The 13,069-nt window shown below is 73.2% G+C and carries 9 protein-coding genes; 5 read left to right on the plus strand and 4 right to left on the minus strand.

Annotated elements, in window-relative coordinates; translation table 11 throughout:
* A partial coding sequence (locus J7523_RS17695; RefSeq protein ID WP_291889659.1) for a hypothetical protein occupies positions 1 to 1,390 on the minus strand: 1,390 nt, incomplete at its 3' end.
* A gap of 433 nt (positions 1,391 to 1,823) precedes the next feature.
* Here J7523_RS17695 and J7523_RS17700 point away from each other — a divergent pair.
* On the plus strand, positions 1,824 to 5,180 hold the full coding sequence (locus tag J7523_RS17700; protein WP_291889661.1) for a discoidin domain-containing protein: 3,357 nt from the start codon (positions 1,824 to 1,826) through the stop codon (positions 5,178 to 5,180).
* Between the two features lie 164 nt (positions 5,181 to 5,344).
* The gene (locus tag J7523_RS17705) at positions 5,345 to 5,569 is read left to right on the plus strand and encodes a hypothetical protein (protein ID WP_291889663.1); all 225 of its coding nucleotides are present in this window, start codon (positions 5,345 to 5,347) and stop codon (positions 5,567 to 5,569) included.
* A gap of 65 nt (positions 5,570 to 5,634) precedes the next feature.
* Here J7523_RS17705 and J7523_RS17710 read toward each other — a convergent pair whose 3' ends face one another.
* The 3 genes from J7523_RS17710 to J7523_RS17720 are packed head-to-tail and all read right to left on the minus strand — an operon-like array spanning position 5,635 to position 11,130.
* Positions 5,635 to 8,973: an SbcC/MukB-like Walker B domain-containing protein gene (locus J7523_RS17710; protein ID WP_291889665.1), complete on the minus strand. Its 3,339-nt coding sequence runs from the start codon at positions 8,971 to 8,973 to the stop codon at positions 5,635 to 5,637.
* Positions 8,970 to 9,650 carry a DUF4194 domain-containing protein gene (locus J7523_RS17715; protein WP_291889667.1) on the minus strand — a complete coding sequence of 227 codons (681 nt, stop codon included), beginning with the start codon at positions 9,648 to 9,650 and terminating at the stop codon, positions 8,970 to 8,972. Before J7523_RS17715 ends, J7523_RS17710 begins: the two co-directional genes overlap by 4 nt.
* The gene (locus J7523_RS17720; RefSeq protein ID WP_291889669.1) at positions 9,643 to 11,130 is read right to left on the minus strand and encodes a DUF3375 domain-containing protein; all 1,488 of its coding nucleotides are present in this window, start codon (positions 11,128 to 11,130) and stop codon (positions 9,643 to 9,645) included. The genes J7523_RS17715 and J7523_RS17720 overlap by 8 nt, the downstream gene beginning before the upstream one ends.
* A 185-nt stretch (positions 11,131 to 11,315) precedes the next feature.
* Between J7523_RS17720 and J7523_RS17725 the strand changes: the two genes are divergently transcribed.
* From J7523_RS17725 to arr, 3 genes are read left to right on the plus strand one after another with little or no spacing between them, the layout of a single operon-like run.
* Complete coding sequence (locus J7523_RS17725; RefSeq protein ID WP_291889672.1) at positions 11,316 to 12,344, plus strand: hypothetical protein; 1,029 nt, start codon at positions 11,316 to 11,318, stop codon at positions 12,342 to 12,344.
* A 60-nt stretch (positions 12,345 to 12,404) separates the two neighbouring features.
* Positions 12,405 to 12,533: a hypothetical protein gene (locus tag J7523_RS17730; RefSeq protein ID WP_291889675.1), complete on the plus strand. Its 129-nt coding sequence runs from the start codon at positions 12,405 to 12,407 to the stop codon at positions 12,531 to 12,533.
* A 16-nt stretch (positions 12,534 to 12,549) separates the two neighbouring features.
* A complete protein-coding gene (gene arr, locus J7523_RS17735) occupies positions 12,550 to 12,978 on the plus strand; it encodes an NAD(+)--rifampin ADP-ribosyltransferase (protein WP_291889678.1) in 429 nt (142 codons plus the stop codon).
* Positions 12,979 to 13,069 lie beyond the last annotated feature (91 nt).

Below are 13,069 nucleotides of genomic sequence, written 5' to 3' on the forward strand. Positions count from 1 at the left end.
GGACGGCAGCGACGGCCGCCGGGTCGGCACCGGACCACGCCGGCACGTCGGCGCCGGGTTCCGTCGTGCCGGTCGTGGTCCGCAGCAGGCGCCACGCGGCGAGCGCAGCGACGAGGAGGGTCAGCACGAGAGCCCCCGTGGTGACGGTCCCGGTGGTGCGTCCGGCCGGATCCGTGCGCTCGCCCGCCCGGACTGCGGCCGCGCGCGCACCGAGGGTGAGCGTGGCCGTCCCGACGACCACGACGGCGACGGCACCGAGCACCACCGGGACGAGCACGTCGGCGTCCCGGACCGCAGGCACGACGACGGCCGCCAGGACGGCGCCGAGCAGCACGGCGGGCAGCGCGACGGCGGCCGCTTCGAGCGACGCGGCGACCGTGAGCTGCCGGACGCTGGTCCCGCGCGAGCGCAGCACGGTGGTCTCGGTCGCCCGGACGGCTGCGAGCAGCCGCGCGACCTGCGCAAGGGCGACGACGGAGGCCAGGGCGACCAGGGCGAGCGCCGACGACGTCACGGCGGCCACAGCGGCCAGCGCCGTCGCGGTGCCGCGCAGGGTCGTGGGGAGCTCGCCGGTCGTCGCGACGCCGCCCGAGCCGACGTCCCGCTCGACGTCGGCGACGAGCGCGTCGAGCCGGTCCGCGAGCCCGGCGAGAGCCACGGGCCGGACGTGCGCGAGGTCGGGCACGACCGTCCAGCGGACCATGTCGATGCCCGGCACGGCGGCCAGGACCTCCTCGTCGACGACCGCCGGGCCGAACGCCCCGGTCGCGCTGTCGACACCGTCGTGGACGAGGCCCTCGCCGGCCCAGCGCAGGGCGTCGGGATCGTCCGGGAGCCAGGTTCCGACCACCTGCAGCGTGCGGGCGGTGCCGCCGTCGCCCGTGACGACCAGCCGGTCGCCCACGTCGACGCCGAGCGCGCGGGCCGCGGCGGCGTGCAGCACCGTGCGGTCGGGGTCCTGCGTGGTCCCGTCGGCGTCTCCGGCAGCGGGCCAGGCGCCGTCGACGAGGTGCGCGTGCTCGCGGAGCCCGGGGTCGCTGCCGAGGACGAGGCGCGCGTCGGTCGGGGCGCTGCCCCCGACCTGGACGGGCAGCGACAGGGAGCGCAGCGTCCGGTCGGTGACGGTGGGCGTCCCGCCGAGCTCGTCCGCGAGCGCGCGGTCGGCGGCGGCGGTCTGCGCGGCGGCGTCGTCGGCGAGGCGTGTGCTGATCTGCAACGACGCCCCGACGGGGTCACGCAGCGCGTCGCGGGCGGTGTCCTGGGCCGCGCCGAGCGTCGAGGCGACCATGCCGGTGACGGTCGCGGACACGACGGTGACGAGGAGCAGCACGAGACCGAGCAGCCCGGCGTGCGCGCGCGCACGGCGCAGCAGCAGGCGGGTGGCGCTCACGTCGTCGTCCTTCCAGGCATCGGCCGCGCGATCCTACGCGGCGGCAGCTCCCCGCGGCCGTCGCCATGCTGCGTCCTGCCTCGGGTCCCACCTGCGCGCCCTAGTCACGCCCACGTGTCGCGCACGAGCACGGGCCCTTGACTCGGCGTGGACGGCGTTCGTATCGTCTGGTCACGACGCCGCAAGAACTCGACAGTTGCCACGCACAAAGTGGTGCTACAAGCCGCAACACTCGCACGAGGCGTCGCTCCGACCGCTGCCTGCGCACCAGCGGTGCTCCTGATCCGCCATTGATCGCCGTGCACGTGCCGGCGGGGGCGTCGACTCCCCCGTGGCCCGTCCGGGCACCCGTGCGTCCTCGGTCGCCGTGGTCCGGATCGGGTCCGCGCGCCCGGCCCCGACCCCGCCCCCGGCGGGAGAACGAGGACGACCCATGAGAAGCAACGTCAGGCACGCCGTCGTGGCCGCCGCCACGCTGGCGCTCGTCGCACCGCTCGGCCTCGCGCTCGTCGCGCAGGGTGCCGCCGCGGCACCACCGAACCTCGCGGCCGCGAAGCCGGCCACCGCGAGCAGCACCACCGACGTCTACGGCGCCGCCAACGTCACCGACGGCAACCAGGCCACGTACTGGGAGTCCGCGAACAACCAGTTCCCGCAATGGGTGCAGGTCGACCTCGGCGCTGCCGCCACGGTCACGGACCTCACGCTCAAGCTGCCCACCGGCGCGTGGGGCGCCCGGACCGAGACGATCACGGTGCAGGGCTCCACGAACGGCTCGACCTTCACGACGCTCAAGGCGCAAGCCGGCTACACGTTCGACCCGGCGTCCGCGAACACCGTCGACGTCGACGTCATCGACACCTCGGTGCGGTACGTCCGCCTGAGCATCACGGCCAACACCGGCTGGCCCGCCGGGCAGCTGTCCGAGCTCGAGGTCCACGGCACCGCCGGCCCGACGCCGACGCCGACCACCCCGACGCCGACCCCGACCACGCCGACCGGCCAGAACCTCGCGCTGAGCCGCCCGATCGTCGCGTCGTCGACCGAGTGGACGTACGTCGCGGCCAATGCCGTCGACGGCTCGACCAGCACCTACTGGGAGGGCGCCGGCGGCCAGTACCCGAGCACCCTCACGGTCAGCCTCGCGTCCGCGAGCCAGCTCTCCGGCGTCGTCGTCAGGCTCAACCCCGACGCGGCATGGGGCAACCGGACCCAGACGTTCGAGGTGCAGGGCCGTACCGGCACCGGGGCGTTCACCACGCTCGCGCCGTCCGCCGCGCGTGCGTTCAGCCCGTCGAGCGGCAACACCGTGACGGTCCCCGTGACGGGCACCGCGAGCGACGTGCGGCTCGTGTTCACCGGCAACACCGGTGCGGGCAACGGCCAGGTCGCCGAGCTGCAGGTGCTCGGCACGCCCGCGCCCAACCCCGACCTCACGGTCACGGGCGTCACGTCCTCCCCCGCGAGCCCGACCGAGTCGACCGCCGTCACGCTGAGCGCGACGGTCAAGAACGCCGGCACCGTCGCGTCGACGGCCACGAGCGTGACGTTCCAGGTCGACGGCCAGGACGCCGCCACGGCATCCGTCGGCGCGATCGCCGCCGGCGCCACCGCGACCGTCACCGCGACCATCGGCGCGCGCGCCGCCGGCTCGTACACGGTCGGCGCCTCGGCCGACCCGGCGAACACGGTCGTCGAGCAGGACGAGACGAACAACGCGTTCAGCAGCCCGACCAAGCTCGTCGTGGCGCCGGTCGCCAGCTCGGACCTCGTGCCCGTCGTCAGCTGGAACCCCAGCACGCCCGCCTCGGGCGCGGTCGTCACGTTCACCGGTGCGGTCGCGAACAACGGCAACATCGCGACGTCGTCGGGCGCGCACGCCCTGACGGTGACGATCAAGGACTCGACCACAGGGACCGTCGTGAAGACCCTCACCGGCTCGGTCAGCGGCGCGATCGCCGCGGGTGCGACCAGCGCGACGGTCTCGCTCGGCACGTGGACTGCGGGCAACGGGACGTACGACGTGTCCAGCGCGGTCGCCGCCGACTCGACCGAGGTGCCGGGCAAGCAGGGCAACAACGTCGTGACCGGCGGCATCTTCGTCGGGCGCGGCGCGCACCTGCCGTTCGACATGTACGAGGCGGAGGACGGCCGCACGGGCGGCGGTGCGACGCTGATCGGGCCCAACCGCACGGTCGGCGACCTCGCGGGCGAGGCCTCGGGCCGCCGCGCGGCGACCCTGGGGAGCACCGGCGCGTACGTCGAGTGGACCACCAAGAACCCGACGAACACGCTGGTCACGCGCTTCTCCATCCCGGACAGCGCGGGCGGCACAGGCCTGGACGGCAGCATCGACGTATTCGTCAACGGCACGTACCTCAAGCGCCTCGACCTCACGTCGCGGTTCGCCTGGCTCTACGGCAACGAGACCAACCCGGGCAACCAGCCGGGAGCGGGAGGACCCCGCCACATCTACGACGAGGCGAACACCCTGCTCGGCACCACCGTGCCGGCGGGCGCGACCATCCGACTCCAGCGCACCGCGAGCAACCCGCAGCCGGTGACGATCGACTTCATCAACACCGAGCTCGCCACCGCGAACCCCAACCCGAACCCCGCCCAGTACGTGCAGCCCACCGGCTTCACGCACCAGGCCGTCCAGGACGCGCTCGACAAGGCCCGCATGGACACCACGGGCGCGATCAAGGGCGTCTACCTGCCTGCGGGCGACTACAGCACCGCGAGCAAGTTCCAGGTGTACGGCAAGGCCGTCGACATCGTCGGCGCCGGCCCCTGGTTCACGCGGTTCTACGCGCCGACCACGCAGGAGAACACCGACGTCGGCTTCCGATCCGAGGCGTCGGCGAACGGCTCGAAGTTCCGCGGCTTCGCGTACTTCGGCAACTACACGTCGCGCATCGACGGACCCGGCAAGGTCCTCGACTTCACGAACGTCGCGAACATGACGGTCGACGACCTGTGGGTCGAGCACATGATCTGCATGTTCTGGGCGTCGAACATGGACTCCTCGTCCATCACGAACTCCCGGATCCGGAACACGTTCGCCGACGGCATCAACATGACCAACGGGTCGGCGAACAACCGCGTCGCCAACATCGAGGCGCGCGGCACCGGTGACGACTCGTTCGCCCTCTTCGCCGCGACGGACGCGGGCGGCACCGGCCAGACCGGCAACGTCTACGAGAACCTCACGTCGCTGGTCACGTGGCGCGCCGCGGGCCTGGCCGTGTACGGCGGGTACGGGAACACGTTCCGCAACATCTACATCGCGGACACCCTCGTGTACTCGGGCATCACGATCAGCTCGCTCGACTTCGGGTACCCGATGGACGAGTTCGGCTCGGCCGCGCCGACGTCGTTCTCGAACATCTCGATCGTCCGGGCCGGCGGCCACTTCTGGGGCAACCAGACGTTCCCCGCGATCTGGGTGTTCTCGGCGTCGAAGAAGTTCCAGGGCATCCGGGTGAGCGACGTCGACATCGTCGACCCGACGTACTCCGGGATCATGTTCCAGACGAACTACGTCGGCGGTCAGCCGCAGAACCCCATCACCGACACGACGTTCACCAACGTGTCGATCAGCGGCGCCCGCAAGAGCGGCGACGCCTGGGACGCCAAGTCCGGGTTCGGCATCTGGGTCAACGAGATGCCGGAGGCCGGTCAGGGCCCCGCCGTGGGCTCGGCGACGTTCACCAACCTGCGGCTGAGCAACAACGCGCAGGACATCAGGAACACGACGACGACGACGTTCACGATCAACCGGAACTGACGCCGATCGGGTGAGTCGCCCGGGCCGGAACCCCTTCCCCGGCCCGGGTGACGCCGTTCCCACCCGCGACGGCGCCCGGATCCCCCAAACTCTCTCTCGACGGCGTCCGTTCGGAGGTGCGTGTGGCGACAAGGGCTGGCCTGGGCCGCGCGAGCGTCGCCGCGGTGGCGATCGCCGGCGTCACGGCGGCACTGCTCGCGCCGGTCGGCCGGGTCGGGAGCTGCCCGAGCGGCGGCGACTGCGTGGTCCTCGTGACGAACATCCTGTTCGTGCCCGTGACCCGGTGGCTGTGGGCACCCGTGTCCGTGGTCGCGGGTCTCGTCACCTGGTCGGTCGTGCACCGGCGAGCCGTGCACCGCGCACGCGTCGAGAGCGGGGCCCGGCGCTAGCGCCCGCGCGCCGCCGTCGCCGTGTCGACCCCCGCGACCTGCCCGTGAGCCGACAGCCGGCCGGGCTACGCGTCGGACGGAACTCCCGCGACCGGCTTGGTCCGCGACCGGCCCGACGCGTCCTTGAGCACCACGTACTTCACGTCGACGTGCGGCTCGAGCGCCCCGAACTTGTCGTTGGGCGCACCGATGACGAGCTGGAACCCGAGCCCGCGCCACGCCCCGACGGCGCGGCCGGTGAACCGGGCGTCGGCCTTGATGAGCGCCTCGTCGAGGAACACGGGCGCGTAGCGGGGCCGTTCGGCACCGGCGTCGCCGAGCTGGTAGCGCAGTGCGGCGCCGACGATGAACGCGACGAGCTCCTGCGACTCGCCGCCGGACTTCTCGCCGATGTGGTCGTACAGCGCGACGTGCCGGCCGTCGAGGTCGACCTTCTCGGCGCTGAGCCGCACGTGGCGACGCACGTCGACGAGGTCGGCGAAGTCCGGCGCGGTGCGGCGGATCCGGTCGATGACCTTGGCCATCCGCACGTAGCGGCGCTCGCGCTCGGCATCGGTCGCCTCGGTCGAGAGCAGCTCGCGCAGGTCGCGCAGCTCCTTGCGGAACTTCAGGACGACGGTCGACTGGGTGTCGCGCGCGTCGATGCGCAGCCGGTGGTCGTCGTCGGCGAACGGCAGGTCCGCGAGGATGTCGTTGACCGGGCGGATCCGCTCCTTGATCTCCCGGACGGACCGACTGAGCGCGTTGTGCAGGTCGGTGAGGTCGTTGCCGGACAGGCGCAGCAGGCTCTTGCGCCACTCGGCCTCGAGCTCGTGCAGGCCGTTCGTCTCGAGCGTGGTGAGGATCCGCTCGAAGTCGCCGAACGACGCGTCGGGGTCCGTGCCGAGGTTCGGGTCGGGCCATCGCTCGACGAACGTCTCGAACGTGCGACGCAGCGCGTCGCGTGCGGCGCCGATGGACTGCTGGGCAGCCTGACGGTCGGCCCGCAGCACGTCGTTCGCCCGTGCCAGGACGGCGTCGAAGGCCTCGAGCGACTCGACCGCGACGTCCGTCGCGAGCAGGCCGTCGAGGTACGCCCGCTGCTCCGCACCGACGGTGGTGCCGGCGTCCTGCGCGTCGTCGAGCGCCCGCTGCGCGACGTCGACCTCGTCCGTCGTCGCCGACCAGCGCTCGGCGAGCTGCTCCGCGGTGCCCTTGGTGCGCCCGAGCTCCTCCGTCAGGGTCCGGATCGTCGTCTCGAGCTCGACGGTGCGGCGCTGCAGCCGGGTGACCTCCGGGTTGCCGCCCAGGACGTCGTCGATCACCTGCGTCCACCGGGCCTGCTCGGCCTCGACGGACGCGACGTCGACCTGGTCCCACGTGACCTCCACGAGCGCGGCGTACGCGCGCAGCCGCGCCTCGTGGCCGTCGAGCTCCTGCTCGGCGTCGACGACCTGCCGCTCGGCGAGCGCGAGCCGCTCCTCGGCGCGCGTGAGCTGGGCGTCGAGGTGCGCGAGCCGGCGCGTGTTCGTGAAGCCGAGGACGTTCGCGTGCCCCTGCCCGCCGTGCGCGCCCTGCGTCCCCTCGGACACCTGGCCCGAGCGCGTCAGGGCCTTCGCGTGCTGGGACAGCTCGCCGGGGGTGTCGACGCACACGTACGCGAAGCGCCGGGCGAGCTCGCTGCGCAACCACCCGGTGAACGGGCCGCTGCGGAAGTCGAGCCGCCCGGGCAGGGTCCGGGCGTCGAGCCCGACGTCGTCGCGCAGGCCGGTCGGGACGCCCTCGAACCGGATCCGGCGGGCCGTCGGCACCGCGTCGATCGCCTTGCGGAACGCGCCGAGGTGCGCGGCGTCGAGCAGGATGCGTGTCGCGAAGCCGCCCAGGGCCAGGTTGAACGCGTCGCGCCACGGCTCGTGCTCGGTGCGGACCTCGACGAGCTCGGCGACGAACGGCAGGTCGTCCGGCGTGAGACCCGCGGCCTGCGCGAGGGCCGCCCGGGCGGCGTGCAGGTCGCCGGGGATGTTGTCGCGGCGCCGCGTGACGGCCGCGCGCTCGGCACGCAGCTCGGCGAGGTCGGCAGACGCCTCCTTCTTCTCGGACAGCGCGTCGAACAGCGACTGCCGTGCGGTGGCCTTGAGCTCGGTGTCCTGCAGCGCGACGCGCGCACGGGCGGTGAGCTCCGCGAGCGCCGACTCGGTCGTGACGGACGTGTCGAGCGCGGTGCGCAGCGCGTCGTCCAGGCGGGCACGTGCCCGCGTGACCTCGTCGAGCCGCGCCTCGACGCCCTTGAGCTCGCGCTGCGCGGTGGCCAGGCGGTCGCCGCCCGACGACCACAGGGTCTCCTTGACGCCGTCGAGCTCGGCCTTCGCCGCGGTGATACGACCCGTGGTCTCGATCGCGGTGTGCTGCGCCTGCTGGTGGCGCCGTTGCAGGTCCTGCTCGACCGACCGCAGCAGGCCGAGCCGCCGCTCGTGCCGCCACAGCGCCGCCGGCGACGCGGCGTCGTCGAACGTGCCGATCTCCTCGACCACCCGCAGGCGGGCGCTCGCCTCCTCGATCGACGCCCGGTGCTCCCGGATCGGCTCGAGCGCCTTGACCTGCTGGCGCGCGGTGATCATCTGCTCGCGGGTGCCGCTGAGCTTGTCGAACTGCTCGACGACCGCGTCGGCCGTCTCGAACGTGTCGGGCTCCTCGAGCACCATCGCCTTGTAGAGCGCGTCGACCGTCGTGATCTGCTGACCGGCCTGGATGCGGCCGAGCAGCGCGACGGCCTTGCTGCCGTCGCCCGACGCGCCGATGCCGAGCGTCGAGTACAGCCGCGCGGTGAAGTCGCGGTCGGTGTCGAACGGTGTCAGGCCCGTGCCGGTGACCGCCGCCCGAGCGAGACGCTGGGCCGCGGCAGGTTCCAGAGCGCGGACGTCGAACGCCCCCTCGAACGTCGCCCGGACCGGCACGACGTCATCGAGGGTGCGTGCCGCCGACGGGACGTACCAGGCCCGCACGGCCGTGAACTCGGTGCCGGACTGGTCGACCCACGTCATCGCGATCGCCGACCACGTGTCCCGGCCGTCCCGGCGCAGCACCCGCTGCCGGGTGCCGTCCTCGGTGCGGGACTCGTCGACCTTGCCGCGCGCGTAGGACAGGATGTTGCGCTGGTCCTTGCCACGCGGCCGCCCGACGACACCGCCGTTCGACGCGCCGTTGAACGGCGTCGTGTGCGGCATGAGCAGCGCGATGTACGCGTCCATCAGCGTCGACTTGCCGGACCCCGAGCCGCCCGAGAGCAGCGTCGCGGTCGACGCGAGGCGCACCCGGTGGTGGCCGTCGTACCCGCCCCAGTTGACGAGCTGCAGGTCGCGCGCGACCCACTGCTGCCCGGTCGACGCGGCCGGGATCAGGCCGAACAGGGTGTCGATCATCGTCATCGTGCGGACTCCTGCGTCTGCTCCGTGCCCGTCCCACGCTGCTCGGCCAGCCACCCGCGCAGCTCGCCGAGCCGCTCGTTGCTCAGCACCACCTCGACGAGCGGCGTCACGCGGAACCGCCCCTCCGACTCCTCGTCGATGAGCCCTTCCTTCGCGAGCCGCGTCACGGCCGCCCGGATCTCCCGCTGGTTCGCCGCGAGGTTCGTGTCGTCGGGGTCGAAGTACGTGAGCGCGGTCCGCTCGATCTCCTCGACGTCGACCCGCACCGACGTCTCCCCCGAGCCCTGCTCGCGCTGGAACAGCGTGCGCAGGTGGACGAGCACCAGCGTCTCGGCACGCGAGTACGCCTCGTCGCGCAGCAGCACGGGCACGTCCAGCTCGGCGGAGCGGACCTGCCGCTTGTACGCGACGCCGCGCTCGTGGTCGACGACGAGGTGCACGAACAGGTCGTGCAGGCGCGACTCGATGACCTGCTGGTTCTCGAGCAGCGTGCGCCACTGGGCGCGGTTGCGGTCGGCGAGCAGGAACCGGCGCTGCAGCAGGCGGACCAGGACGGTGCGGACCTCGGCGTCGAGCGTGCCGGAGTCGCCCGCGAACAGCTCGGCGGGATCCTCCTCCATCGGGACCGGCGCGATGAACCCGGTCTCCTGCTCGTCGGCCACGGTGGTCTCACTCATCGGTCTGTTCCTTCGTCGGTGCGGCGGCCGCCGCACGTGTCGTGACGCCGCCGAACGCGAACCGTCGCCGCGTCCCGTCGGGCCGGACCGCGTCGACGAACGCGAGCTCGCCCGTCTCCGTCATGCCCTGGTGGTCCGCGATCTCCAGCAGGCCCAGCAGGTCGACCGGCCGGCGCAGCGCCTCCGGTCCGGCGGCGAACACCTCGGCGAGGTCGACCTCGGCGTCGCCGAAACCCGCGAGCAGCTCAGCCAGCTCGGCGTAGTGCGGGCCGCCCCACGCGCGCGCCTCGTCGTGCGACACGTCCGCGCCGCCGTCGTCCCACTCGGGCAAGGGCGCGGGCTGCTGCGGCGGGCGGAGGTCACCGGGGGTCTGGCGCAGGTGGTCGACCTCCGCGACGGGCAGGCGCCGCAACGGGTCGACGCTCTGGCCGCGCCGCGCGTCGGCCATCCACTGCTGCAGCCCCGTCATGACGTCGCGCAGCAGCTCGTCGACCTGCCGGTCACGCAGCGGGTCGTGGTTGCGCACCTGCGCGGTGATCACGTACGACGCCTCGCGCTGCGCGGTGAAGACGAGGTCGATGCCCTGCTCGATCCGCCGCGCGATCTCGGCGAGCTCGGTGCGCTGCTGCGCCGCCAGCCTGCGCGTGAACCGGTGCCGCAGCACGGTGCCGAGCTGGGTGGACAGCTCGTCGAGCCGCTGCGGGTCGCCGATCAGCCGCAGCGCGCCCGCGAACGCCCGCCCCTCGGTCGTCGACTCCATGACGTGCTCGCCCCGCTCGAGGTACTCGCGCAACACCTCACCCGTCGGGCGCTCGTCCTGTCGCAGCGCCGTGACGACGTCGCGCTGCATCGCCTTGATCGACTCCGCGACGCGCGCGAAGTCCGCCGGCAGCTCGCGTGCCAGGTGCAGGACGTTCTCGGCCTCCTCGAGCAGCTGCTCGTCGTCGACCTCGTCGACCTTGCCCGTCCGCTGGATGCGGTCCAGCTCCTTCTGCAACCGCTTGATCTCGCCGTCGAGGCGCGCCATCCGGACGAGCGCGTCCGGGTCGGCGTCCTGCGCGAGCCGCTCGACCGCGTCGAGCATCGTGCGCAGCCGCGACTGCGAGACCCGCGCCCGCGCCCCGCCCGCCCGACCGGCGACCTCGAGCGCGCCGACGGCGTGCGCCGACAGGCGGTACACCTCGACGTCGTCGTCGAGCACCTGCCGGACGAGCCAGCCGGCGTCCGCCCACTGCCGGCACAGGTCGCGCGCCGTCCCGACGGGGAGGCTGTCCTCGTACCCGGCCGCCCGGAGCTGGTCGAGCGCGTCCGCGATCTCGGTGTGGGCGTCCGCCACGACGACCGTCGGGCGCTCCGCGGTGAACACCGCGGACAGCAGCGACACGACGAGCGGGGCGTGCCGTTTGTGGAGCAGATCCAGCATCGGGTTCTGGAATGCCCGGACGGCGCCCAGGTACGCCGCTTCGGCACGAGTGATCATCGCCGCACAGCGTAGGTGCGGCCGACCGGTGCTCGTGACAACGCGGCGCGCCGCGCGTCGAGCAGATGAACATCACCGCGGTCCGTTGTGTCCGGATCGTCCGTCGACGCACGATCGAGGGCGCGGCGGCGACACCCACGACGCAGCCTGCGTCGTGCGCGGCCGCCGCGGACAGGGGGCACACCATGAGGATCCGTTGGCGCACGCGCGTGACTGCCGGCCGGGCGGCCGCCTTGGCGGGCCCGCCGCTCGGCATGTCGCTGGTGAGCCTGTCGCTGGTAGGCCTGTCGGTGATGGGCCTGTCGCTGGTGGGCCTCGCGACACCGGCACGGGCCGGACGCACCGACGACCCGGTCCTGCAGGACCTCGGCATCGCCGAGTGCGCGCGGGACGTCAACGGGCTCGGCGTGGTCGTCACCGACACGCACGTGTACCGGCAGGGCCGCACGTACCCGCTCCCGCGCGGGCTCGACACGGCGTCGCGCATCAACGACCAGGGCCAGATCGCCGGCACGGCCGGCGGCGTCGCCGCGCTCTGGGACGGACGCTCCGTGGTCCGGCTCGGGGTGGCCGACCCGGCCGACACCTACTCGTACGCGACCGGCCTCAACGAACGCGGCGTCGTCGTCGGCACGTCCGGGAGCTTCGGCGGACCGACCCACGCCTTCGTCTGGCGTGCCGGCGTGATGCACGTCCTGCCGGGCCTCAGCGGCAACGCCGGTGCGTCCGATGTCAACGACGCCGGGCTCGTCTCCGGGTACGCGTGGGAGGGAGCCGCGACGCAGCGGGCCGTCGTCTGGACGCCCGACGGCAACCTCACGCAGCTCGGCACGCTCGGCGGCCACAGCCTCGCCGCCGCGATCAACAACCGCGGCGACGCCGTCGGGTACAGCTACTCCGCGAGCCCGGGCGGGTCGATGCGTGCCGTCCGCTGGCTCCTGGGGCAGGGCCCCGTGCCCGTCGACGTCGACGGAGCCGTCCTCGCGCTCGCCGCCGACGTCAACGACCGCGGTCGGGTGGTCGGGAACCTCGCGCCGGTGGGCGGCCCGCAGCAGGGATTCTGGCGCGACGGCGCCGGTCCGGTCCGGCCGGTGCGACCGGTCGTCGCCGGCGACACGACCGTGCTCACGGCCGTGAACGAGCACGGCACGGCCGTCGGTTGCGAGTTCTCCGCCGACGAGTCGCGCGCCGTCCTGCGCTACGGCCCCCACTGATCCGCCGACGCGACGTGCTCGCTCATCACGCGCATGATCGAGGGGTCGAAAGGAGCACCGATGAGCGAGGACGCAATCCGCGAGCACCCGAGCGAGCCCGCCGAGGGCGCCGACGCGGGCGAAGAGGCCACGCAGCACCCCGACCAGCGGCAGCACTCACAGCAACCGGCCGAGGGCGACGACGGATGAGGCGGCCGGCGCACCGGTGACCGGCGTCCCGACACCGTTCGAGGTCCACGAGTCCGGCGCCTACCTCCACGGCACGAAGGCCGACCTGGCAGTGGGCGACCTCCTTCTGCCCGGCCGCCGCTCGAACTTCGGCGGCGGCCGGACGGCCGGGCACGTCTACGTGACGATGACGCTCGACGCGGCGACGTGGGGCGCGGAGCTCGCCGACGGCGAGGGCCGCGGCCGGATCTACGTCGTCGAGCCGACGGGCGACCTCGAGGACGACCCGAACGTCACGGACAAGCGGTTCCCCGGAAACCCGACACGCTCGTACCGCACGAAGGACCCGGTCCGCGTCGTCGGCGAGCTGCTCGACTGGGTCGGCCACCCGCCCGAGCAGGTCCGCGCGATGAAGGAGCACGTCGCCGAGCTGGACCGGCAGGGGCTCGCGGAGATCGACGACTGAGACCGGCTCAGGGCACCGCAAGCTGCGAGATGCCGAGCTCGTGCTGGACGACGGCCGTGTTGACGACCGGCTGCCGCAGGACGAGGTCCAT

It is taken from the genome of Cellulomonas sp. (assembly GCF_017744555.1).
Lineage (GTDB): Bacteria > Actinomycetota > Actinomycetes > Actinomycetales > Cellulomonadaceae > Cellulomonas.

Bases quoted from the DNA above. Each gene is read 5' to 3' on its own strand.
- J7523_RS17710 (WP_291889665.1), bottom strand. From the start codon at position 8,973: ATGACGATGATCGACACCCTGTTCGGCCTGATCCCGGCCGCGTCGACC.
- J7523_RS17720 (WP_291889669.1), bottom strand. From the start codon at position 11,130: ATGATCACTCGTGCCGAAGCGGCGTACCTGGGCGCCGTCCGGGCATTC.
- J7523_RS17700 (WP_291889661.1), top strand. From the start codon at position 1,824: ATGAGAAGCAACGTCAGGCACGCCGTCGTGGCCGCCGCCACGCTGGCG.
- J7523_RS17715 (WP_291889667.1), bottom strand. From the start codon at position 9,650: ATGAGTGAGACCACCGTGGCCGACGAGCAGGAGACCGGGTTCATCGCG.
- J7523_RS17730 (WP_291889675.1), top strand. From the start codon at position 12,405: ATGAGCGAGGACGCAATCCGCGAGCACCCGAGCGAGCCCGCCGAGGGC.
- J7523_RS17725 (WP_291889672.1), top strand. From the start codon at position 11,316: ATGAGGATCCGTTGGCGCACGCGCGTGACTGCCGGCCGGGCGGCCGCC.